Source organism: Bacillus sp. FJAT-29814 (genome assembly GCF_001510715.1).
Lineage (GTDB): Bacteria > Bacillota > Bacilli > Bacillales > Cytobacillaceae > Neobacillus.
On the sequence record NZ_LMTJ01000008.1, the window covers coordinates 176,263 to 198,385 of the forward strand.

The window sequence follows — 22,123 nt, forward strand, 5'->3', positions numbered from 1 at the left end:
TTTAACGGTTAACGGGATAGGTGTTTTTTTAATAAATAGGTCTCCATTATTTCTTGGACCTTATTACGAATCCTTGGATTAAAGTAATTATGATGTTCTTCATACCCTTTATAAATAAACATGTACATGGTAAAGGCATCGTCCCGTTTTGTTTCCAAAACCTGAAGCTTGTTCTTTTTCATATATTGTTTTACCTGTGACAATTCCGCTTGGATTTCCTTCAACGTCTCCTCAATTAATTCCAAGTAAGGCTTTTTTAATTTAAAAGGGCTTTTTTCCACTACGGCCAAATCACGATTTAAAACGGTCACGACCATTGGCAGATAAATAGCTTTCTCCATAATGTCACGATCGTTTTCCGGAATTCTCGTCATAGTCCTCTAACACCTCCTAATCGAACTTGTGTTCTTATTTTATTCTACAAAAAATAATTTTAAAAGGCAATACCACATCAATTTTGAATCGTTCTTCAAAGTTCGCATGATGCGAGCTTTTTTATTTGCCATAATTTATGTGTTCGTGAGAAAGTTTTATTTATAGAAGGATATCCGATAGGAGAAAATGAAATAAAGAAGAAACATAAAAGCTTCTTATTCAGTCAATTAAAGAGGGGATAAAAAATACAGACTAAAAGGTGATAAAAATGAGATCTGATCGACATCTTCGGAAGAAGAGGAGAAAATGGCCCACGGTTTTGCTCGTATTGTTATTGTTAATCGGGGCAGGAGTAGCATACTCATATTTTCAATATCAAAAAGGGGTAAACCAATCATTAGAGAAATTAAATGGCGAGCAGAAGCAAGCAGACGTTGTTTATAAGTTTGAGGGGCAAAAGGATCAATACGGGGACACGAATATTTTGCTGCTGGGCAGCGATGCACGGGAGAATGAAAAGTCATCCAGGGCCGACACCATCTTAATTGCCCATTATAACGAGGATAAAGGGACATTTAAGTTGACCTCGATTATGAGGGACAGTTATGTGCCGATTCCAGGGCACGGCAAGCACAAAATCAATTCAGCATTTGCCCGCGGCGGTCCCGAATTGATGAGACAAACGATAAAACAGAATTTTGATATTGACCTGCAATACTATGCGATCGTTGATTTTCAGGGGTTTGTACAATTAATTGATGAGGCTTTTCCAAATGGCGTTGAAATCAATGTCGAAAAAAAGATGGAAGAATATGTTGATGTGCCGCTCCAGCCTGGGCTGCAAAGGCTAAATGGTGAGCAAATGCTGAGCTATGTCCGGTTCCGTCACGATAGGGTAGGGGATTTTGGCCGGGTGGAACGGCAACAAAAAGCCGTCAAGGCTATTGGTGATCAATTAGCCAGTTTCACAACGATAACGAAAATACCAAAATTAATTGGGGTTGTGACTCCATTTATCAATACGAATATGGATAAGTCTGATATGTTATTTATGGCTAAGGATTTTCTTTCTGACAAAAGAGGAAATGTAGATACATTAAGAATTCCGGTGGAAGGTGCCTTTAAAGAAACGAAAGTAAAAGGTGAAGGGGATATCCTGGATCTTAATATTGAAAAAAATAAACAGGCTCTTCACCAATTTATTACAAAATAATTGCTTGCTTCCAGATAAAATAAAGTTTAAAGCACTAATTAAGGAGAAAACGGATGGATTTTGAATCGATTAGAGCATGGTTTACGCTCGAAAACATAATGGAACTTGTTCAAGAATATCGAGCCCTGGGTCCTTTGCCAGGAATCCTGTTAACAGTACTCGAAGCATTTTTGCCGTTTCTCCCGTTATTTGTTTTTGTTATGGCTAATGCAAATGCCTTCGGATTATGGCTGGGATTTTTATACTCATGGGTTGGTGCGTGTATTGGAGCACTACTCGTTTTTTCGCTCGTCAGGAGATACGGGCAAAAGCGAGTGTTGGCTTTTTTGCCGAGGCATCGCCAGGTTCGGAGATTAATGGACTGGGTTGAGCGCCATGGCTTTGGACCGCTGTTTGTATTACTTTGCTTCCCGTTTACTCCCTCGGCAGTCGTAAATATTGTGGCCGGCTTATCAAAATTAAGCAGGGCTCAATATATGCTGGCAGTGGGAATCGGAAAAATGGTGATGATTTTTACAATGAGCTTTATTGGTTACGATATTGGGTCACTGATTACTCAGCCATATCGGACAATCATTGTTGCAATCATTATCTTTGTCCTTTGGTTTGTTGGAAAAAGAATCGAAGCAAGATTGAATAAGAGGGATGCAAGTGACTATAATGGAGAAATAGAAAAAAGTCATGTGTACGAAAAACGGAGGGGATTTGGTGAAAAGTGAGTGGAGAAAAGAAGGGCTGGAATGGATTAAGGCCTTTGTAATTGGAGTCATTATTTTCGCTTTTATTCGGACGTTTTTCTTTTCCAATTACGTTGTGGAAGGCGAATCCATGATGCCGACACTGCAGGATGGGAATAAACTGGTGGTCAATAAGCTAGGTTACCATGTCGGTGAATTGAACCGATTTGATGTCATTGTCTTCCATGCCAATGAAAAAGAAGACTTTGTTAAGCGTATTATTGGCTTGCCGGGGGACAAGATTGAATACCGCAACGATCAGCTTTTTGTGAATGGACATAAATATCAAGAAGGCTTTTTAAAAGTTTATAAAGAAAAGGCTCTCGGTGTCAAACTGACTGGAGATTTCAGTTTAAAAGAGCTAACTGGGGAAGAAACCGTCCCTGAGGGGAAATTATTCGTCCTTGGCGATAACCGGCTGGGGAGCTGGGACAGCCGCCATTTTGGGTTTATTTCCGTCGATCAGGTTGTCGGCAAGGTTGATCTTCGATACTGGCCATTAGATGAAATGGATATTCATTTTTAAATCAAACATGACTTGCAAAAGTCGTGTTTTTTTGTTGGCTAAGCTTCGCACGCATAAATTCAACTACGCCTCTGTCTTCGTCCTAACGGACTCGCCAATCGGCGAGTTTTCATTTAAGAAAGTCAGCTTAGATTTACCATTTATGGCTGTAACCTTTGCGGCACTATCCAAACGTTTGTGCCTGTAATATGTTAAAATGATTGATACAGACTTCGAGGAAAGTGAGGGTCCTATATGTCATTAAGGATGGTAACCGGGCGTTCGGGGGGCGGCAAAACAGAATTATTTTTTAAAGAAATTGAGGACATGCTTATTGAAAACCCGGAGGGGACACCGATTATTTATATCGTTCCAGAGCAGATGACCTTCATGTCAGAATACCGCTTGGCAGCGAATTCTAACCTAAACGGGATGATTCGTGCCCAGGTGTACAGTTTTTCCCGGTTGGCATGGCGAATCCTGCAAGAGACAGGCGGTATTAGCCGTTCGCACTTAAGCAGTGTCGGTATGAGCATGTTAATTCGCAAAATTATTGACGAAAAGAAGGAGCAGCTAAAGCTTTTCAACCGGGCTTCCGATAAGACGGGCTTTGTTGCACAGCTAGAGCAAATGATTACGGAGTTCAAGCGATATTGCTTAAGACCAGAGGATTTAGCAGCGGGGTCGCTGCAAATGGCATCCGATCACTCGACGGCGGCTATCGCCTTACGTGATAAATTAGCCGACCTGGAAGTCATTTATCAAAAGTTTGAAGAGGAAATCTTCGGCAAGTACATCGATTCGGAAGATTATTTTCGACTGCTTGCTGAAAAAATAGCAAGTTCTGCTTATTTGCGTGATGCTGAGATCTATATTGATGGCTTTTATAGCTTTTCACCTCAAGAATACCAAATTATCTTGGAATTGATGAAGCAATGCCGCAGGGTCTCAATTGCGATGACAACCGATCATGTTCATTTTGATGCTCAGCCGGACGAGCTGGATTTGTTTCGTGCTTCTAAAGAGGCGATTATTTCTATTCATGAAATAGCCAAAACAGAAGGCATTGAAATTGAACAACCGGTAATAATGACCAAGCCAAACAGATGGAACAGCTCATCACTAAAACATTTGGAAGAAAAATTTGATGCCAGGCCTGCAATCCCGTTTGCCGGAGAAACAGCCATCCATCTTTGCCAGGCCGGGAATCGCCGGGCCGAGGTGGAAGGAATTGCCCGTGAAATTCGTGAGCTTGCCCGATCGAAAGGGTACCGCTATCGGGATATGGCGTTATTAATCCGAAACGGCGGGGAATATCATGAAATTGTTGAACCCGTCTTCACCGATTATGGGCTGCCGTATTTTATTGACCAAAAACGGACGATGCTCAATCATCCGCTGGTTGAATTGATCCGTTCAACCCTTGAAGTTATCAACTCCTTTTGGCGCTATGAGCCGGTATTTCGGGCGATTAAAACCGATTTGATGTACCCGATGCAGGAAAATCCCGTAAAAATGCGGGAAAAGATGGATCGACTTGAAAACTACGTGCTGGCCTATGGGATAAATGGGAGCAAATGGACGAAAAAGGATCGCTGGATTTATCGGCGCTTCCGGGGCCTTGAGTCTGACATAAATGGGCAGACAGATGCTGAAAAGGTGCTGGAGCAGGAATTAAATGAGTTAAAGTTGATGATTTCCGCTCCTATTCTACGTCTTTCACGCCGGCTGAAAAAAGCGGACACAGGCCGGAAGCTTTGCGAGGCAGTTTACTTATTCCTTGAGGAATTGGATGTACCCGCGAAGCTGGAAAACTGGAAGTTCGTTGCTGAAGAGACGGGCAATCTGATAAAGGCTCGAGAGCATGAGCAGGTATGGAATGCCGTCATTGATTTGTTGGATCAGTTTGTTGAGATTTTAGGTGATGAACCTGTTGATATAAAATCTTTTGCAACGATATTAGAGGCTGGCTTTGAATCGCTGCATTTTTCATTAATTCCGCCGGCACTTGACCAGGTGTTAATTGGCGATTTGGAGAAATCGCGGTTAAATGGCATGAAGGTGGTGTTCGTGCTCGGTGTAAATGAAGGGGTATTGCCTGCAAAAATCTCTGTTGAAGGCATTCTCCAGGATGAGGACAGAGAACTACTGCTTGCCTCTGGTATAAAGGTGGCGCCAAGCAGCCGGACACGCTTGCTTGATGAGAATTTTTTGGCCTATAAAGCATTTACGGCACCATCAGACTTGCTTTATGTCAGTTATCCGCTAGCCAATGAGGAAGGAAAAGCGTTAATTCCCTCTTCCTATATTAAGAGATTGAAAGATATGTTTCCGGAAATGAGTCAGCTTGAGTATCATACCGACCCAGGCCAGGCAACGGATTCGGAGCAGCTTGGCTTCGTGGCCAATATCACGACGACCTTGGCCTATCTGAATGCCCAGCTGCAGCTAAAGAAACGGAATTATCCTATTTCTGGATTGTGGTGGGATGTATATAACTTTTACATGAACAGTACGCACAAGAAGCAGGCACAGAAGGTATTCTCCAGTCTGTTTTACAGTAATGGAACCGTAAGACTTACTGAAGACACTGCGGCTGAATTGTACGGGGATTCGATTCAGGCCAGCGTATCGCGAATGGAGCTGTATAATTCCTGTGCTTTTTCTCATTTTGCCCAGCATGGGCTTAAGCTTCGCGAACGCCAAGTCTTTCGTCTGGAGGCCCCTGATATCGGAGAACTGTTCCATGCGGCGTTGAAACAAATTGCCGACATGATTAACGAACAGAAACTATCTTGGGCCGCACTCTCGAGACAACAATGCGAACAGCTGTCGAAGGAAGCTGTGAAAATGTTAGCCCCGAAACTGCAAAATGAGATTCTACTAAGCTCGGAGCGGCACCATTATATTAAACGAAAGCTGGAGCAAATCATCACTAGAGCCTCTTTGGTTCTAAGTGATCATGCCAAGGTGAGTGGCTTTTCGCCCATTGGCCTGGAGCTTGGTTTTGGTCCAAACGGCGCGCTGCCGCCATTAACATTTTCATTAAAAAATGGCAAACGGATGGAACTGGCCGGCAGGATTGACAGAGTTGACCAGGCAAAAGCCGATGACAATCATGTGTTTTTGCGGGTCATTGATTATAAATCGAGTGAAAAGGATGTTAATTTAACCGAGGTTTATTACGGCCTTGCTCTACAAATGCTTACGTATCTTGATATTGTAATGACCCATTCAAAGGAATTGGTCGAGATGAAAGCAAGTCCGGCTGGGGTTCTTTATTTTCATGTTCATAATCCATTTGTCAATACCACGAAAATGCTAACATTGGATGAAATTGAAAAAGAAATCATGAAAAAATTCAAAATGAACGGATTAATGCTAAGTGACCAGAACGTCATTCGCTTAATGGACCAATCGCTTGAATCCGGCGATTCACAAATAATTGCCGCAGGAATCAAGAAGGATGGCCAGTTATCGAAAAAATCAAAGGTTGCCAGTATTGAAGAGTTTGAGAATCTTAAAAGTTATGTCCGAAAAATTTACCAAAATACCGGAAATGCAATTGTCGAGGGGAAGCTTGATATTGCCCCCTTTAAGTTAAAAGATAAAATACCTTGCACATTTTGTTCCTTTAAATCGGTTTGTCAATTTGATGAATCCATTGAACAAAATCGTTACCGAATTCTCACACCGCATTCAAAGGAAACCGTTTTGGAGTTAATCGGAAAGGAGCTGAGAGAGGATGAGTAATTTGGTTATTCCGCCAAAACCGGAGGATGTAACCTGGACTGAGGATCAATGGAAAGCCATTATGGCCCGTGATAAGGACATTCTTGTCGCAGCTGCGGCAGGGTCGGGAAAAACAGCTGTCCTCGTCGAGAGGATGATCAGAAAAATTCTTTCCGAACAAGACCCTATCAATGTGGATGAATTATTAGTGGTTACCTTTACCAACGCATCAGCGGCAGAAATGCGGCATCGAATTGGCGAGGCATTGGAAAAAGCCATTGATGATCATCCGGGCTCTCGCCATTTAAGAAAACAGCTTAGTTTGTTAAACAAGGCCTCGATTTCAACGCTTCACTCCTTTTGTATGGAGGTGATTCGGAAATACTATTACTTAATCGATGTCGACCCGGGTTTTAGAATTGCCGATGCTACAGAAGCCCAATTAATAAGAGATGAAGTTTTGGATGAGCTATTTGAAGAGGAATATGGAAAACCGGATAATGAACAATTTTTCAGATTGGTAGATTCGTTTACCAGTGATCGAAGTGATGCAGCGCTGATGGAAATTGTTCAATCAATCTATGATTTTGCCCGATCAAATCCGTTGCCGGAGCACTATTTGCAATCCATTGTTTCCATGTATGATGTTGCAGGAATTGATCATCTTGAACAGCTGCCATTTATTCGGGCGCTCCTATTTGATATACAGTTACAGCTTGAAGGTGCAAAGGAACTAATCAAACAGGGAATGGAGCTCACGAAACTTCCTGGGGGACCGGCGCCAAGGGCGGAGAACTTTTTGGATGATCTTTTGGTCATTGATACGCTAATCCAAGCTAACCAAGACTCATGGCAAACGCTGCATCAGGCAATGCAATCCTGGTCATTCTCCAGGGCCAAACAGGTAAAAGGCGACCAGTATGATAAAGAACTGACAGAAAAAGCCCAAAAGCTTCGCGATAAGGCCAAGAAAAAAATCCAGGACTTAAAAGACGAGCTTTTTTCTCGCAAGCCGGAAAGTTTTTTACGTGACATGGGCGAGATGCAGCCATTGATTGAGACACTGATTTATTTGGTAAAACAATTTTCTGTCATGTTTGAAAAAGCAAAACGGGAGAAAGGTCTAGTTGATTACGCTGACCTAGAACATTATTGCCTTGACATTCTGACTGAATCGAAATCGGAGGAATTTCAGCCATCAGAGGCGGCCCTCGCTTACCGACGCCACTTTAAAGAGGTGTATGTTGATGAATATCAGGATACGAACATGGTTCAGGAAACCATTTTAAAATTGGTAGCAATGGAAGATGAGACAAATGGCAATATGTTTATGGTTGGCGATGTTAAACAATCGATTTATCGGTTTCGGTTAGCGGAGCCCAATTTATTTTTATCCAAATATAATCGGTTTACTTTGGATGGTGGGACTGGCGGACTAAGAATTGACTTGGCAAGGAATTTCCGGAGCCGAAAGGAAGTTCTGAATGCGACAAACTATTTGTTTAAACAAATTATGGGGGTTAGTGTCGGCGAAATTGAATATGATGAAGCAGCCGAGTTGAGAACCGGTGCTCCATATCCGGAAGATAAGCCATTTCCGGCTGAGTTGATCCTAATCGATCAAAACAGAGAAACGGTGGAGGCACCAGTTGAATCGGAAGTTGACACGGAGGAACCATCATCCTTATTAGATGCGGTAGATCTTGAAAGCTCTCAACTTGAGGCGAGGGTCATTGCTGCAAAAATAAAGGAACTAATCGAAAAAGGCACCCCTGTCTATAATGCCAAAACAAAATCAACCCGTTCACTCATGTACAGGGATATCGTGATATTATTGCGATCAATGACTTGGGCACCGCAAATTATGGAGGAATTTAAGCAGCAAGGAATCCCCATCTATGCGAACTTGTCGACGGGTTATTTTGAGGCAACAGAAGTGGCGATTATGGTGTCGCTGCTCCGGGTTATCGATAATCCGTACCAGGACATCCCACTGGCTGCTGTGCTTCGCTCCCCCATTGTCGGGTTAAATGAAGAGGAGTTGGCAAAAATCCGTGTGCATTACAAACGTGGTTCTTTCTGGGAGGCGGTTTCCGCTTTTTGTCGCCATAAAGAGGCGGAAATAACGGAGGCATTTTACGATAAGGTTCGCCAGTTTTATAACAGTGTGACAGAATGGCGTTCATTAGCAAGAAACGGGGCGCTTTCTGAATTAATTTGGCAGCTGTACCGCGATACCCATTTTTACGATTTCGTCGGCGGTTTGCCGGGCGGAAAGCAACGTCAGGCAAACTTAAAAGCGCTGTACGATCGGGCACGGACCTACGAACAGACCTCTTTCCGCGGGTTGTTCCGGTTCTTGCGTTTTATTGAGCGAATGATCGATCGAGGAGACGACCTTGGAGCGGCAAGGGCACTTGGTGAGCAGGAGGATGTCGTTCGAATCATGACGATCCATAGCAGTAAGGGACTTGAATTTCCGATTGTCTTCATGGCCGGGATGGCGCGAAATTTCAATTTGACAGACCTAAGGAAGCCGTTTATGCTCGATAAGGAATTCGGGTTCGCCGCTAAATATGTGAATGCCGAGAAGCGGATATCGTATCCTTCACTGCCGCAGCTTGCGTTTAAACGGAAGAAAAAGATGGAAATGCTTGCAGAAGAAATGCGGGTTTTGTATGTGGCAATGACGCGGGCAAAGGAAAAGCTGTATTTAACAGCCACCCTAAAAGATGCAACGAAAAAATTCGATCAATGGTTGGATGTTTCCAACCATAAGGATTGGCTGCTCAAGGATTACCTGCGGGCATCGGCAACAGGCTATATTGACTGGATTGGTCCAGCGCTGGTTCGCCATCAGGATGGGCGCGTATTAAGAGGAGGAGCGGAGACAAACGCTCTAGTGAATGAGGAAATCACGGCCCATCCTGCTACTTGGAAAATTTATGTCATCAGCGCCGATGAGGTAAAAAGCCAAACCCACGACCTAGAAATGGAAACGGACCACTGGATCGAGATGGTTGAAAAAGGACAAACTGTTCCGACAGCTTCGGATTTTGCGGATGAAGTATCAGCACGACTTTCTTGGACATATGCCCATCAAAGTGCGGCAAGTCATCGTTCGAAACAATCGGTTTCGGAAATCAAACGTCAGCGTGAAATCGCTGATGAACAAAGCGGTACAGAATTGATCCATCGATTTAAAAAGTCGATTGTAAAGCGGCCAAAGTTTATGCAGGAAAAGTCGTTAACCTCAGCTGAACGGGGGACAGCAATGCATATGGTGATGCAGCACGTGGATTTGTCAAAGCCCGTTAGTGAGATGGTAATTGCTCAACAAGTTGATACGATGGTTATGAACGAGCTTTTAACGGCAGAGCAAGCCGAAGTGATTGATGCCAAGCTTATTTCGCAGTTTTTTGAAACGACGTTGGGTTCACGTTATTTTCAAGCAAAAAAGGTCCATCGCGAGGTACCGTTTACGCTATCTTTGCCAGCTCAAGACATTTATCCTGATTGGAAAGAAGAGGAGGAATTTGTATTCGTCCAAGGGATTATAGATTGTATCCTCGAGGATGAGACTGGCCTCACCTTAATTGATTATAAATCTGATGGGATTACCGATCGATTTAAAGGTGGATTCGCGCAGGCACAACCTATTCTTGAAAGTCGCTATAAGTTGCAAATCAATTTATATACAAGAGCGATTGAACAAATTTGGAAACGCAAAGTCCATGAACGATATCTATTCTTCTTTGATGGCGCTCACATATTAAAACTTGAATAACATCAAAATGACATACCCATAAATGGAGTATGTCATTTTTGTCCAGCTCCAGCGCCTAGCCCCTCGAGGTCATAAGCCAATCCGTCATGAAGGTTAAAAAGCAACCTTCCTGCCGGCTCGTCTTATGCTGGTCGGGGCTGACCAAGGCGCTTCCGCTTTTCTACTTTAGTTATTACCGACAATCGGCTGGTCTATCAGTTTCGTATCGAGCACATTTGTACCGCTCAGCCCATTGTAGGTTAACACTATTCCGCCAGTATTAAAACCGCCTGAGCCTCCTGCGGTTTTGGAACCGGTCTTCGGCGAGATATACAGTGTATCACCAAAATGAACAATTCCTCCGGTGACGTTGACAATTTGTACGGGACCGATTATAGCTGGCATCGAAAACATCCTTTACAGTAAGCTAATAAGCAACATATGTCGTCAACGCATATCTTGTTCGTGCCCATAAGGCAAAAGCTGTCGGATATGCTTTACCCTGGCTTCCATTGAAACCTTCTTTGTATTGCCAACATGCAGGATGGAAGCATTTGAAAACCCAATTACTTCTAAGTTATGAACCTTAATAACAGGATTGCTATTATAAACTCGGTAGGAAAGGGCTTCTGTTATCGGCAGAAACGGAATCGGCTTTGTCGTCACAGGAAATGACGGAGGGTTCCCTTCATTGCCATAAAATATTTCAGCTTCCCGCTGGACAGCAATTGCCCTTGAAAAACTATCAACGATACAAGAATCGCCCAGCTGAAGAATGGAAGAAAATGAAGCAACCATTACTTCAATACGGTCTACATTAGATAGTCTCTCCAGCATATCCAGGTGTCACATCCGGTGCTAACGGCACAAACGGTCCGATGATTAATGATTCAGGAGGAGTGTCAAAAGCAGAGGCTAATTGTATGGCTTCGGTATCGCCAATCATGACCATCGAGGAGCTTGCTACACCGGTAATTTTGATGTTGTTTACACAGAGATTTCGGTTGTAAACTTCAAATATCATTCTTTTTTCATTCCCTTCACTTGATCAGGTAAATGACTTAAAAATATCGAAACTCCATTTCGTATTTCCTGTTTAATTAATTCGATGATCTGCTTATCAACTGAATTGGGATCGAGTGAGTGATTTTGCTGCTGAAACGATTTTAAATGAAAATCAATCCGGTTAGGAAGTTGTTTGATAATGTCGTCTTTTATAAAGGATAAGTAGGATTCATTAGTAGGAATGGCTAATCTGGCCTGCGTTTCCTCGAGAATTTGCGGCAGCTCCGTTTCTAAATATTGATAAATTGCTTCCTCGATTTTTATCGTTCTTTTCATTTGGGCATTCGGAGATAAAGGAGTTTTTAATGTTTGATTTTGGACGGCAAAATCCTCGATTCCTGCCATGTCATTCGGATTTAAGCCAATGGTCAATGTTCCCTCTAAAGTTTCCACTTTCAATTGGTCAAATTTATATTCAATTCGGTCCACATGAATGGCTTGTTTTTCACGTAACTGTTTCAATTCATTTCTCATGCTTCCAACCATTTTTTCTAGTGATGCAATTCTCTGTTCCTGTGATTGGATATAGCTTTGCAGCCACTGAAGGTATTGGTAAAAATCCTGGTACAAAACAATCACCTCACCAGTGAATCTCCTAAATTAGATACTTTCCTAAATATATGCATGTTTCCAGCTAAATATTTTGCAAGATGGCAAGTTTATAGTGAACATTCATTTGCTTACTGGACCGGTGCTTGCAGCGGGACAGCAGGAGCAAGTATCTGTGATGAAGGAAGCTCGGGTGCCAATTCACCCGGTTTGATTGCGGCAGGCGCGGGTTGTGTAAAGCCGCCTGTATTTGATAAATAGGCAACCGGTTTAATGATTCCAGCACTGCCAATCTGCAAGACAGAGGAGTTGGTAATACCCCCGATTTTGATAAAATTTATTTGAATATTCTGTTGAATATAGAAATTCATGGAACCACCATTCCTTACATATTAAAGGAATTTGCTTGATCAATCATGTCTGGATCATAGGTATTTGTGTTACTTAAACTGTTGTGGACATCAAGCCGCTCGCCCGTATTAAAGGAGCCCGCACCAGAGAATGTTTTAGCGGCGGCAAATGGCATAATTTTATAAACATCTCCAATGTGAAACACAGAGCTGTTTCCCAAGGTTATTACCTGAGCAACTCCAACAATTGCCGGCATCAACATCACCCTTTATAATTAGATTCCTAATATCTTATGACTGGGCGAGTATAATGTGATACATTCGCCCAAAGAAAGTAAGGGACAGCCAAGAAAGTAAAGGTAAAATGTTTGTTACGATTTTGATTCACTTTTCTTCGTGTTTTTTAACGCCTATGGTATGATAGTTTCGAATATTATTCATAGGAGGCAAATAAATGATTCATGGTCATGTTACAGCCTGGATTTTGGCACTTATTTTATTTTTCGTTGCCATCGCTTTACAATCCGGCGGAAAAGAAAAGGGCGCAAAAATTGTAAAGATGATTCTAAGGGTTTTATATTTATTAATTATTGCGACTGGTATCGGTTTGTTATTCTCACTTACAAAAATCAGTGTTCTATACATACTAAAAGCTGTGGTGGGACTATGGATTATCGGTCTTTTTGAAATGATACTTGGCCGTGTTGCTAACAAACGAAAAACATCGGTATTTTGGATTCAGTTTGTCATTGCCTGGGTGTTGGTTTTATATTTAGGCTTTATCAAATTGCCTTTGTCAATTATGAATCCCTAAGATTTAACTTAAGCTGTCGGGGTGTGCACCTGGCGGCTTTTTTTGAAAAAATAATTAGCTGACAATTTCGACTTTTGATTTTATGATTAAGATTATTGAGAGGAGTGGGGATGGATGATTGTTAAGGTGTTTGCGAATCTTAGAGAAATATGCGGCGGGGTTACCGTCGAGGTTCATCCTGATGGCGACAGGGTCATTGATGTTTTAGATAAAATGGTTAAAATGTTTCCTGCTTTAAAGGATGAACTATTTACAGCGGATAAAAAATTGCTTCCTTTTGTTCATGTGTATGTAAATGGCAAGAATATCATTCATCTTGACGATTTGCACACGCAGATAGCCGATTCAGACCAATTTGCTCTGTTCCCGCCCGTTGCCGGTGGATAATATGGTTCATAAAGATTTAGAGTTTCGGGGCATTAGGCTTGAACATCTTGGCATGTATTTTGAGGAACTGGGTGCTAAACAGATAACGGAATCGTTTCCCTATGTTTTTGAAGCGGAAGGATGGAAAGGGGAAATCCTCGAAGAAAAAGAGATTGCCTTTACCCAAAGCTTTAAGGTAAATGCAATAAAGATTCGGTTTTATGCCAGTAGTGAAAAGCTTCTCAATGAAACAATCAAACATTATCGTTATAAAACTACCAGAATAGGCGGATAAATAAGGCTCCCGCGGAAATCCCGCAGGAGCCTTAATAAATACTAAACGGTTTGGGTAACTTCAGGGTCTATAATTCCTAATTCCCGAAGCTTAGATTCTGGCACAAGCCCGTCTTCCCAGCCGCGGACTTGATAATATTCTTCCAGCATAATATCCATGCGGCTGACATATCCGGCACTGTTCCCGGAGGCTGGCTCCTCAGTAAAGCGCTTCGGAAGGAAATCATCCTCGCGCTTGTTAAAGCCGGCAAGGTTATTGTAATAGCGTTCAAGATTGTAAATTCTTTCCCCGGCCTTCATCACGTCTTCGGCTGTCATTGGGATGCCCGTCATGGCACTATATTGCTCGGCATAATGCTCAGCGTTCTCGGAGAAGGAAGAGAATTTGCAAATATTCATAGAATCTGAGAATGCAAGCATATCTTGGAATACTTTTAATAATTCACCTTTTCCTTCTGGCTTCAAGCGGTCTGTCGGTTCAGGGATGCCGGCAATTTCGCTTGCCACAGTATAGCCGCGAAGGTGGCAGGCACCTCGGTTACTAGTCGCGTAGCCAAGTCCAATCCCTTGGATACCGCGTGGGTCGTAAGCAGGAATCGATTGACCTTTAACAGACATGGACAATTCGGGAACACCCCAAGAAGCTGTTGCCCGTGCAGGACCCTCGGCAAGGACGCCGCCAAAGCCTTCACGATAGGCAATTTTTCTAGTCAATTCAATCATCGAATCCGCATCGCCCCAGATTACCTCTTCAGAAATAATCCCTTTTTCAAACGCTTCCATTGCTACTGAGAAAGCATGCCCAAGCTCGATTGTATCAATGCCATACTCGTTACAGCGGTCAATCAGGTAGGAAATTGCTTCGGCATCACTTAGTAAACAGTTTGAGCCAAGTGACCATGCCGATTCAAACTCAATACTTTCCACTCGAGTTTTGTATTTTCCATCTTTCACTTCTACCTCGATCTTACAGCCAACCGGACAGGCATGGCAGGTGTTATTAGCTACACGCAAGTGTGTATTTACATATTCGCCACTGTGCTTTTCGGCATGCTCCCAATGAGTAAGCTGGGAGTTCTTGGTTGGGAGGGCACCTACTTCATTGATTAAGTTTGTTAATACGTTGGTTCCATAAACGGAAAGACCGCCTTTATTAGGCGCTGTTAATCCGCCGTCAAGAATGGCCTTGACTGCCTTTTTGTTGGCCTCTTTATATTCGTTTTCAAGTTTTGCCACCGGCATATTGCCTTTTTGGGCTGCCTTGATAACAATTGCTTTTAATTTTTTGTAACCGGCAACCGCACCAGTGCCACCACGTCCTGCCGCACGGTCGTGCTCGTTGATGAAGGAGGCGAAGCGAACAGTGTTTTCACCGGCTTGGCCAATCGTCATAACACTTAAATCCTGCTCTCCATGTTCATCCTTCATCGCCTTGATAAATGCTCTTGTGCTAGTGCCCCAAAGGTTTGAAGCATCACGGAGCTCGGCTTTGCCATTTTCAATGTACAAGTAAACAGGCTTATCGCTTTTTCCTTTTACTAGGATATTATCAATCCCTGCCCACTTAAGACGGGCCGCAGTCCATCCGCCCATATGTGAATCTGAAACCGTTCCGGTCAGTGGTGATTTTGTAACTACACAAAGTCGTCCGCTCATGGATGAACGTGAACCAGTCACTGGGCCAGTCATAATGCATAATAGATTTTCAGGCGAAAACGGTTCCACTTCAGGGCCGTTATCCAATACATACTTAACCCCAAGACCACGGCCGCCGATGTACTTTTTTGCATCCTCTTCATTGATTGACCTGTAATCGATTGTTCCCGACGTTAAATCAACTACTACTTCTTTGTTTTTAAAGCCGCCAAGATTCAAAGCATTTCCCCTCTTTCTTTTTTAAACTAATCTCCTAAACATTTAATTTTATAAGTTAAGAGATTTGACATAAAATTACTGTAAACCCAATTTTAATTATACCATTTTTATAATTTTTTTAAAATTAAAACTTTCATCATTTAAATTTGGTAAAATGTAAATAAAAGAGACAGCTGGAAAAGAGGTATTGTATGAGTGGCTTAGAGCGGTATTCAAGGCAAATTTTATTTGCTAAAATTGGCGAAAACGGCCAACGAAGGCTACTTCAGAGCCGTGTGGCCATTGTTGGTGCCGGGGCGCTTGGCACCGTTATTGCCAATCATCTTGTCAGGTCCGGTGTAGGCTATATCCGGTTAATTGACCGGGACTTGGTCGAATTATCTAACTTGCAGCGACAGACTCTGTTTGATGAAGACGATGCCCGCCTGAATCTTCCGAAGGCAGTTGCTGCAAGATACCGCTTAAATAAAATTAATTCCGAAGTTGAAGTGGATGCCGTCATCGCTGATTTAAATCTGGAAAATGCCGAAGATTTGTTAAAAGGTTTTAATGTGATTGTCGATGGTACCGATAATTTTATGACCCGGTTCTTAATAAATGATGTCGCTGTTAAACATGGGATCCCGTGGGTTCACGGGGCCGCCGTAAGCTCTAGGGGAATGTTTGCCGTATTTAAGCCGGGAAACACGCCATGTTATCGCTGCTTGTTTCCGCATGTCCCTGCAGGTACCGGCGAAACCTGCGATACTGTCGGTGTTTTATCCCCACTAACGGATATAATCGGATCCTTTCAGGCGATGGAAACAATTAAGCTATTGGTGGGCACAGGGGAATCAACACCAAACCTGGAACAAATCGATATTTGGGATGGCACATCGATGCAGATGGATATCTCACAAGGAAGAAATCCGCAATGTCCGGCATGTGTTAACGGCCAATTCGATTTTCTTGACCGATCCTCGGAACGGCAGGTTGCTTATACCACTTTGTGTGGCCGGGATACTGTTCAAATTAATCCTAAGAGTACGCAGGAGCTTGATTTATTTAAACTTGCGGAAGCTTTGGGAAAAAGCGGGAGAGTAGCGGTGAATGAATATTTGCTCCGCTTTTCACCTGTAGAGGCGATATCCATGACGGTGTTCAAGGACGCGAGGGTTTTAATTCACGGAACAAATGATATCGTTGCGGCAAAAGCGCTGCATGCCAAATATATAGGGACCTGAGGGAAATAGCAAAGGCTCGGGGAGGTTCCCGAGCCTTTTACACTAGCTAATCATTTTTTCTATAATCAGACGTTTGCCGGTATTTAAGGTAAATTCAAAGCGGTCGCTGATTTTTTCAAAGTAGCAGAAGTGATGTTGAACGCTGCAAATCTGTTCTTGATTGTCAAACACCATAAAGTTTACACCATCTTTCCGGTTCTCATCGGAAAGGAATGATAAATGGTTATAGCAGTAGATACAATCATAGATTGAAAAATTTAATGAATTTAACGTTGTGACAAACTGAATAAAGGCATCATCATTAATTCCATCAAGGAGTCTCTCGAGCGAATAGATCAAATGCTTTCTGATTCTCACGAGGTCCTGATCCTTGAGCATCGTAACTTCATTGCCGACGCGGATTTTCCCTGGCTCCTGTAAAACTCCTTTTTTCCAGCGGTTCATCCGAAAGATCTCGATCTCCTGATGTAGGTATTCTTCCAGCATCGAAGCCTCTTCCGTTTCCTCATCAAAAAATATCCATTGATCGTTTATATTTTCTACAGAACCTTCTGTATAAGCTCTTTTTTGAATATCGTATAGGTGGATTCGTTGCTGTCGATTCATCGTTAACCTCCGTGGCAGATGCTTTCATTTTTCTTTTTAGACATCTTCATAGATTTTTATAACTCAATTATTTTAAAAAACTATGTATTGCAATGCAGGTCTTACGGCCATAAACATCCCCAGTGTGGAAAAAACATAATATTCCCCTTACTAAAAGGATATTCCGTTTCCTGCCGTTTGACACAAAAGTTCCGTTATCCGCCTATAAAGAATGGGCAATTGTGCAGATAATACTTTAGGCGGAAAATATTGATTAAAGTTGGAATAATAGACAAGGTTGGATTAAAATGAGTGTAGGCGAGGAAGTCCACCTCGCTTTTTTTGTGAGGAGGCATTTCTATGAGGAAAATAAATCTAATATTGATAGCAGTGTTTTTATGTTTGTCCACTCCTGTCGACGCGGCGGAAAAAAAGGACCGAAACTGGCAGGATGAAACGATATATTCGATGGTAGTTGACCGATTTAATAACGGGGATAGCAGCAATGATGTTGATGTCAATGCCAATGACCCTTTAGCCTATAACGGCGGGGACTTCCAGGGCATCATTGACAAACTGGACTACATACATGATATGGGCTTCACAGCCATTCGTTTGACGCCAGTGTTTGATAATGCGCCAAAGGGCTATCACGGCTATTGGGTAGAGGATTTTTACAAAGTCGATGAGCATTTTGGCACAATGAAGAAATTTCAGCAGCTTGTAAAAGAAGCCCACAAGCGAGACATGAAGGTATTGATTGATTTTGTCGCAAACAATGTTGCAGAAAGCCATGAGTGGGTGAAGGATCCCAGCAAGCAGGATTGGTTTCATAAAAAGAGTCAACAGGAGTTAGAAAATGCGTGGGTTGATGGGCTGCCAGATCTTAATCAGGACAACCCAGAGGTGCGGGAATATTTAATTGATGCCGCAAAATGGTGGATCAATAAAACAGATATCGACGGCTACAGTCTTCCGCAAGTTAATTATGTTCCAGTCAGCTTTTGGCAAGAGTTTTCGGCATTGGTCAAAAAAGAGAAGGCCGACTTTTTCCTTGTTGGGGTGCCTGCTGAAAATCAGGCAATAGAGGCAGAACAATTCAAGTCCGCAGGGATTGACAGTTTATTTGATTATGCTCACAATGAAAATCTTAGGAAGGCTTTTGCCAATACGAGCCGCTCATTCGAATCTCTTAAAACAAATCAGGAAAATGGACAGTCAACTACTACTTTTTTCGATAATGAATTCACTTCAAGATTCACGAAGGATATTGTGGATGAACGCCAGTTTCCTGGTTCGCGCTGGAAGACAGCGTTAACCTATCTTTACACCACACCGGGTGTTCCAGTTGTTTATTACGGAACGGAAATTGCGTTAAATGGCGGGGAAACCCCTGATAACCGTAGCTTGATGAGTTTCCGGGCTGAAAAAGAGCTGATGGACTTTATTACGAAGCTTGGGGAATTAAGGAATAAATTACCTTCTTTAACCAGAGGAACAATGGAAATGCTCTACGACAAAGAGGGGATCGCTGTTTATAAGCGTATTTATCAGGGGGAAACCTCGATTATTGCTATTAATAATACCCGGGAATCACAAAAGGCTACTCTAACTAGCGAACAGCTCGAGGACGGGAAAGAGCTGCGCGGCTTACTGGCCGGAGACGTGGTCCGTCCTTATAAAGACCAATACAATATCATCATTGACCGTGATAATTCGGAAATCTATGTCCTCGCTGAAAAAACAGGGCTAAACCTGCCGTTAATTTCAGCAGTAGGTGTATCTGTTTTATTGATTTTGGTGTTTTTGATTTTAATCATTAAGCGAAGTAAAAGGAATATTGTAGAATAAACAGTAAAGCATCGGGATCGGGCCCGGTGCTTTTTTCATTATATTTTGACTCATTTTTCTAACACTAATAAATGATCTTATCAATGGAGGTATAGAAGAATGAGCAGTTCCCAAACCCAGCAAAAGCAAACATTCCCGCCGCAACACCAAAATCATCAACCGGGAATAGAGAGTGAAATGAACCCACGGCCAAATTCAGTCGCCCCGAACTATAGGGCAGCAGGAAAATTAGCCGGAAAATCAGCCATTATAACAGGCGGAGACAGCGGAATTGGCAAGGCTGTTGCGGTTTATTTTGCCAAAGAAGGGGCAGATTTGGCCATTGCATACCTTGATGAACATGGGGATGCAGAGGAAACAAAGAACTTGATTGAAGCGGAAGGCCGTAGATGTCTTCTATTTTCGGGCGATGTGGGGGAGGAGGAATTTTGCAAAGAAGTAGTTGTGAATACAATGAACCAATTCGGCAGGCTTGATATTTTGGTAAACAATGCTGCCGAACAGCACCCACAGCCCAGCATCTTGAATATTACATCGGCCCAACTGGAAAGAACATTCCGGACCAATATTTTCTCTTTTTTTTATATGACAAAAATGGCGTTGCCCTTCTTAAAGAAAGGAGCATCGATTATTAATACGGCTTCCATCACCGCCTACAAAGGAAATGAACAATTAGTGGATTATTCCGCAACAAAGGGAGCGATTGTCACTTTTACCCGGTCATTGGCTCTCTCTCTGGCACCGAAAGGCATCCGTGTAAACGGTGTCGCTCCCGGGCCGATCTGGACTCCGCTTATTCCGTCGACCTTCCCGGCAGACCAAGTCGCAACGTTTGGGTCAAATACGGAAATGGGGCGGGCAGGCCAGCCTAGTGAGCTGGCACCAAGTTATGTATTCCTGGCCTCTGAGGATTCCTCCTACATGAGCGGCCAAATGATTCATGTCAATGGCGGAACCGTAGTTAATGGGTAACACTAACAAACATTAAAAAGGCGGAAAGGATCATCCTTTCCGCCAAATCATTATCTATAGTTGATAAACTGCACATCCACAGTAAGGTCGGCTTCACGTACCAAAGAGATGATTTTCTGCAGGTCATCGCGGCTTTTGCCGGTAACACGGATTTGGTCATCCTGGACCTGGCTCTTTACCTTTACGCCGCTGTTTTTAATAATGGTATTAATTTTTTTTGCATTTTCCTTATCGATGCCTTGAACAAGCTTTGCCCGCTGGCGGACAGTACCGCCTGAGGCTTTCTCGATTTTACTGTAATCAAGATTTCGCACTGGCACGCCGCGCTTAATCAGCTTGCTTAGCAGAACGTCTTTTAACTGATCCATCTTGTACTCGTCATCAGATACTAAAACAAGTTCTTCCTTTTCCAGCGTGACCTCACTTTTGCTGCCTTTAAAGTCGTAGCGGGTGCCAATTTCCTTCATTGTTTGCGTTACGGCATTCGATACTTCAGAAAAGTCAACTTTGGACACAATATCAAATGAACTATCCTTTGACATAATTTACCCTCCATTTTTAAAAAATAATATGTACACGTGTTTGCTAGGATTTCCATTCATGCCTCCATTATAGTAAAATATAGCAGTTCATTACAACTTCGAAAATAACAGCTCCGAAGTGCAAAAAAGGAGAGAATAAAATGGCTATAAAAGAATTTATTGGTCAAAGTACAATTTTAACGGTTGCCCGCCAGGCTCCGTTCGGCTATTTTTTAACAGACGGCAATGAAGATGTTTTATTACATAAAAATGAGGCAAATCGGGAGCTTGAAGACAACGAGCAGGTAGAGGTGTTTATCTTTGTCGATTCAGAAGGGCGCCCGGCCGCTTCTATGGTCATCCCGGAAGTGTCTGTTGACCGCTATGCATGGGTCAAGGTAACGGATGTAAAACCGGAGATCGGCGTCTTTTTAAATATTGGCCTGACGAAGGATATTTTGCTCGGCGCAGACGACCTGCCAGCACATCGGTCCGTTTGGCCAAAACCTGACGACTTGCTTTATATCACTTTAAGGGTTAACCGCAGCAATCTGCTGTATGCAAAACTTGCAACAGATCCGGTCATCCAGTCAATTTCGGCTAAAGCAACCCGAAAGGAATTCAACAAAAACGTCCAGGGACATATTTACCGCACAGCCAAGGTTGGCAGTTGGATTTATACCATTGAAGGATTTAAAGGGTTTATCCATGAATCCCAGCGCAACCAAGAGCCGCGTCTTGGGGAGAAGGTGGAAGGGCGGATTATCGATGTTAAGGAAGATGGGACCATCAACGTATCCTTGCTTGGCAGAAAGCAGGAGGCACAGGATGTTGACGCTGAAAGGATTTATGACTATCTTCTTAGCCGGAACGGGGCGATGCCTTACAGCGATAAAAGCATGCCTGAGGACATTCAGGAACGATTTGGTTTAAGTAAGGCAGCCTTTAAACGCGCTCTTGGAAAGTTGATGAAAGACGGCAAGGTGTATCAGGAAGATTTGTGGACATATGTAAAGAAAGATTGATAACACGGTTACATAGTCTTTTTCAAATTGACAGAAACTAGAGTGAAAGCAATTGGAAAGGAGTATGAAATAATGCCGCACACTTCTGATAATGATAAAAAAGCGCAAGACAATAACGCCTTACGTCATGAAAAAAACATGATGCGGGAAAAAAACCGCCAGGCCGGCAAAAACCAATATTCAAAAAAAACGGACCATAAATAAAAACTCGCCGGCTGGCGAGTTTCAGACTGTCGACAAATCCGAAGGATTTCGGGTTTTAATCGACAGTCTTTTTTGTTTGGATACATTAACCTTGTCTGTTG

General features: G+C 42.7%; 23 protein-coding genes. 13 read left to right on the forward strand and 10 right to left on the reverse strand.

Translation table 11 applies throughout. The features are described from left to right. Window positions 1-8 precede the first annotated feature (8 nt). The gene (locus tag AR334_RS21065) at window positions 9-374 is read right to left on the reverse strand and encodes a hypothetical protein (RefSeq protein WP_066317124.1); all 366 of its coding nucleotides are present in this window, start codon (window positions 372-374) and stop codon (window positions 9-11) included. A gap of 269 nt (window positions 375-643) precedes the next feature. Here AR334_RS21065 and AR334_RS21070 point away from each other — a divergent pair, with 269 nt between their 5' ends. The 5 genes from AR334_RS21070 to addA all read left to right on the forward strand — a co-directional run bounded on the left by AR334_RS21070 (window position 644) and on the right by addA (window position 10,349). Then, entirely contained in the window at window positions 644-1,588 is a 945-nt protein-coding gene (locus tag AR334_RS21070; RefSeq protein WP_082693051.1) for an LCP family protein, read from the forward strand. A 53-nt stretch (window positions 1,589-1,641) separates the two neighbouring features. After that, window positions 1,642-2,307 (forward strand): TVP38/TMEM64 family protein, encoded by a 666-nt coding sequence (locus AR334_RS21075; RefSeq protein ID WP_066317145.1) that lies wholly within the window; start codon window positions 1,642-1,644, stop codon window positions 2,305-2,307. Then, window positions 2,297-2,851 (forward strand): signal peptidase I, encoded by a 555-nt coding sequence (gene lepB / locus AR334_RS21080; RefSeq protein ID WP_066317148.1) that lies wholly within the window; start codon window positions 2,297-2,299, stop codon window positions 2,849-2,851. Before AR334_RS21075 ends, lepB begins: the two co-directional genes overlap by 11 nt. A gap of 234 nt (window positions 2,852-3,085) precedes the next feature. Then, on the forward strand, window positions 3,086-6,583 hold the full coding sequence (gene addB, locus AR334_RS21085) for a helicase-exonuclease AddAB subunit AddB (protein ID WP_066317151.1): 3,498 nt from the start codon (window positions 3,086-3,088) through the stop codon (window positions 6,581-6,583). Continuing rightward, window positions 6,576-10,349, forward strand: coding sequence for a helicase-exonuclease AddAB subunit AddA (gene addA / locus AR334_RS21090; protein ID WP_066317154.1), 3,774 nt, complete (start codon window positions 6,576-6,578; stop codon window positions 10,347-10,349). Before addB ends, addA begins: the two co-directional genes overlap by 8 nt. Window positions 10,350-10,514: 165 nt before the next feature. Here the strand turns inward: addA and AR334_RS21095 are convergent, their stop codons facing one another. From AR334_RS21095 to AR334_RS21120, 6 genes are all read right to left on the reverse strand, one after another. Next, on the reverse strand, window positions 10,515-10,733 hold the full coding sequence (locus AR334_RS21095; protein ID WP_066317163.1) for a spore germination protein: 219 nt from the start codon (window positions 10,731-10,733) through the stop codon (window positions 10,515-10,517). A 42-nt stretch (window positions 10,734-10,775) separates the two neighbouring features. Beyond that, window positions 10,776-11,165: a spore germination protein GerPE gene (locus AR334_RS21100; RefSeq protein ID WP_066317164.1), complete on the reverse strand. Its 390-nt coding sequence runs from the start codon at window positions 11,163-11,165 to the stop codon at window positions 10,776-10,778. Further along, window positions 11,146-11,352, reverse strand: coding sequence for a spore gernimation protein GerPD (locus tag AR334_RS21105; RefSeq protein WP_066317166.1), 207 nt, complete (start codon window positions 11,350-11,352; stop codon window positions 11,146-11,148). Before AR334_RS21105 ends, AR334_RS21100 begins: the two co-directional genes overlap by 20 nt. Continuing rightward, window positions 11,349-11,972 carry a spore germination protein GerPC gene (gene gerPC, locus AR334_RS21110; RefSeq protein ID WP_253701334.1) on the reverse strand — a complete coding sequence of 208 codons (624 nt, stop codon included), beginning with the start codon at window positions 11,970-11,972 and terminating at the stop codon, window positions 11,349-11,351. Before gerPC ends, AR334_RS21105 begins: the two co-directional genes overlap by 4 nt. A gap of 101 nt (window positions 11,973-12,073) precedes the next feature. Beyond that, on the reverse strand, window positions 12,074-12,313 hold the full coding sequence (locus AR334_RS21115; protein ID WP_066317168.1) for a spore germination protein GerPB: 240 nt from the start codon (window positions 12,311-12,313) through the stop codon (window positions 12,074-12,076). A 14-nt stretch (window positions 12,314-12,327) separates the two neighbouring features. Beyond that, window positions 12,328-12,549: a spore germination protein gene (locus tag AR334_RS21120; RefSeq protein WP_066317170.1), complete on the reverse strand. Its 222-nt coding sequence runs from the start codon at window positions 12,547-12,549 to the stop codon at window positions 12,328-12,330. 197 nt (window positions 12,550-12,746) lie between these two features. Here AR334_RS21120 and AR334_RS21125 point away from each other — a divergent pair, with 197 nt between their 5' ends. The 3 genes from AR334_RS21125 (at window position 12,747) to AR334_RS21135 (ending at window position 13,767) form a co-directional block, all read left to right on the forward strand. Beyond that, on the forward strand, window positions 12,747-13,106 hold the full coding sequence (locus tag AR334_RS21125; protein WP_066317173.1) for a YisL family protein: 360 nt from the start codon (window positions 12,747-12,749) through the stop codon (window positions 13,104-13,106). Window positions 13,107-13,220: 114 nt separating this feature from the next. Continuing rightward, window positions 13,221-13,493 carry a ubiquitin-like small modifier protein 1 gene (locus AR334_RS21130; RefSeq protein ID WP_066317175.1) on the forward strand — a complete coding sequence of 91 codons (273 nt, stop codon included), beginning with the start codon at window positions 13,221-13,223 and terminating at the stop codon, window positions 13,491-13,493. A 1-nt stretch (window position 13,494) separates the two neighbouring features. After that, window positions 13,495-13,767 carry a hypothetical protein gene (locus AR334_RS21135; protein ID WP_066317177.1) on the forward strand — a complete coding sequence of 91 codons (273 nt, stop codon included), beginning with the start codon at window positions 13,495-13,497 and terminating at the stop codon, window positions 13,765-13,767. Window positions 13,768-13,808: 41 nt separating this feature from the next. On the opposite strand, the gene AR334_RS21140 is transcribed toward AR334_RS21135, so the two are convergent. Further along, on the reverse strand, window positions 13,809-15,641 hold the full coding sequence (locus tag AR334_RS21140; RefSeq protein ID WP_066317180.1) for an aldehyde ferredoxin oxidoreductase family protein: 1,833 nt from the start codon (window positions 15,639-15,641) through the stop codon (window positions 13,809-13,811). Window positions 15,642-15,832: 191 nt separating this feature from the next. On the opposite strand from AR334_RS21140, the gene AR334_RS21145 reads away from it, so the two are divergent. After that, a complete protein-coding gene (locus AR334_RS21145) occupies window positions 15,833-16,864 on the forward strand; it encodes a ThiF family adenylyltransferase (RefSeq protein ID WP_066317183.1) in 1,032 nt (343 codons plus the stop codon). 42 nt (window positions 16,865-16,906) lie between these two features. On the opposite strand, the gene AR334_RS21150 is transcribed toward AR334_RS21145, so the two are convergent. After that, the gene (locus AR334_RS21150) at window positions 16,907-17,470 is read right to left on the reverse strand and encodes a DUF2777 domain-containing protein (protein ID WP_066317186.1); all 564 of its coding nucleotides are present in this window, start codon (window positions 17,468-17,470) and stop codon (window positions 16,907-16,909) included. Window positions 17,471-17,809: 339 nt separating this feature from the next. Here AR334_RS21150 and AR334_RS21155 point away from each other — a divergent pair, with 339 nt between their 5' ends. Together AR334_RS21155 and AR334_RS21160 are read left to right on the forward strand one after the other, a co-directional pair. Continuing rightward, complete coding sequence (locus AR334_RS21155) at window positions 17,810-19,300, forward strand: alpha-amylase family glycosyl hydrolase (RefSeq protein ID WP_066317188.1); 1,491 nt, start codon at window positions 17,810-17,812, stop codon at window positions 19,298-19,300. Window positions 19,301-19,399: 99 nt separating this feature from the next. Next, on the forward strand, window positions 19,400-20,272 hold the full coding sequence (locus AR334_RS21160; RefSeq protein WP_066317193.1) for an SDR family oxidoreductase: 873 nt from the start codon (window positions 19,400-19,402) through the stop codon (window positions 20,270-20,272). Window positions 20,273-20,322: 50 nt separating this feature from the next. Here AR334_RS21160 and AR334_RS21165 read toward each other — a convergent pair whose 3' ends face one another. Further along, window positions 20,323-20,814: a YajQ family cyclic di-GMP-binding protein gene (locus AR334_RS21165; protein ID WP_066317196.1), complete on the reverse strand. Its 492-nt coding sequence runs from the start codon at window positions 20,812-20,814 to the stop codon at window positions 20,323-20,325. Window positions 20,815-20,954: 140 nt separating this feature from the next. On the opposite strand from AR334_RS21165, the gene AR334_RS21170 reads away from it, so the two are divergent. Together AR334_RS21170 and AR334_RS29085 are read left to right on the forward strand one after the other, a co-directional pair. After that, window positions 20,955-21,818 carry a S1 RNA-binding domain-containing protein gene (locus AR334_RS21170; RefSeq protein ID WP_066317199.1) on the forward strand — a complete coding sequence of 288 codons (864 nt, stop codon included), beginning with the start codon at window positions 20,955-20,957 and terminating at the stop codon, window positions 21,816-21,818. 72 nt (window positions 21,819-21,890) lie between these two features. Further along, on the forward strand, window positions 21,891-22,022 hold the full coding sequence (locus AR334_RS29085; RefSeq protein WP_081810752.1) for a DUF3941 domain-containing protein: 132 nt from the start codon (window positions 21,891-21,893) through the stop codon (window positions 22,020-22,022). The last annotated feature ends 101 nt before the right edge of the window (window positions 22,023-22,123 follow it).

Bases quoted from the DNA above. Each gene is read 5' to 3' on its own strand.
- AR334_RS21145 (WP_066317183.1), top strand. From the start codon at position 15,833: ATGAGTGGCTTAGAGCGGTATTCAAGGCAAATTTTATTTGCTAAAATT.
- addA (WP_066317154.1), top strand. From the start codon at position 6,576: ATGAGTAATTTGGTTATTCCGCCAAAACCGGAGGATGTAACCTGGACT.
- addB (WP_066317151.1), top strand. From the start codon at position 3,086: ATGTCATTAAGGATGGTAACCGGGCGTTCGGGGGGCGGCAAAACAGAA.
- AR334_RS21115 (WP_066317168.1), bottom strand. From the start codon at position 12,313: ATGAATTTCTATATTCAACAGAATATTCAAATAAATTTTATCAAAATC.
- AR334_RS29085 (WP_081810752.1), top strand. From the start codon at position 21,891: ATGCCGCACACTTCTGATAATGATAAAAAAGCGCAAGACAATAACGCC.
- AR334_RS21170 (WP_066317199.1), top strand. From the start codon at position 20,955: ATGGCTATAAAAGAATTTATTGGTCAAAGTACAATTTTAACGGTTGCC.
- AR334_RS21070 (WP_082693051.1), top strand. From the start codon at position 644: ATGAGATCTGATCGACATCTTCGGAAGAAGAGGAGAAAATGGCCCACG.
- AR334_RS21105 (WP_066317166.1), bottom strand. From the start codon at position 11,352: ATGATATTTGAAGTTTACAACCGAAATCTCTGTGTAAACAACATCAAA.
- AR334_RS21155 (WP_066317188.1), top strand. From the start codon at position 17,810: ATGAGGAAAATAAATCTAATATTGATAGCAGTGTTTTTATGTTTGTCC.
- AR334_RS21100 (WP_066317164.1), bottom strand. From the start codon at position 11,165: ATGCTGGAGAGACTATCTAATGTAGACCGTATTGAAGTAATGGTTGCT.
- AR334_RS21135 (WP_066317177.1), top strand. From the start codon at position 13,495: ATGGTTCATAAAGATTTAGAGTTTCGGGGCATTAGGCTTGAACATCTT.
- AR334_RS21130 (WP_066317175.1), top strand. From the start codon at position 13,221: ATGATTGTTAAGGTGTTTGCGAATCTTAGAGAAATATGCGGCGGGGTT.
- AR334_RS21120 (WP_066317170.1), bottom strand. From the start codon at position 12,549: ATGCCGGCAATTGTTGGAGTTGCTCAGGTAATAACCTTGGGAAACAGC.
- AR334_RS21165 (WP_066317196.1), bottom strand. From the start codon at position 20,814: ATGTCAAAGGATAGTTCATTTGATATTGTGTCCAAAGTTGACTTTTCT.
- AR334_RS21065 (WP_066317124.1), bottom strand. From the start codon at position 374: ATGACGAGAATTCCGGAAAACGATCGTGACATTATGGAGAAAGCTATT.
- AR334_RS21075 (WP_066317145.1), top strand. From the start codon at position 1,642: ATGGATTTTGAATCGATTAGAGCATGGTTTACGCTCGAAAACATAATG.
- AR334_RS21160 (WP_066317193.1), top strand. From the start codon at position 19,400: ATGAGCAGTTCCCAAACCCAGCAAAAGCAAACATTCCCGCCGCAACAC.
- AR334_RS21150 (WP_066317186.1), bottom strand. From the start codon at position 17,470: ATGAATCGACAGCAACGAATCCACCTATACGATATTCAAAAAAGAGCT.
- AR334_RS21095 (WP_066317163.1), bottom strand. From the start codon at position 10,733: ATGCCAGCTATAATCGGTCCCGTACAAATTGTCAACGTCACCGGAGGA.
- AR334_RS21125 (WP_066317173.1), top strand. From the start codon at position 12,747: ATGATTCATGGTCATGTTACAGCCTGGATTTTGGCACTTATTTTATTT.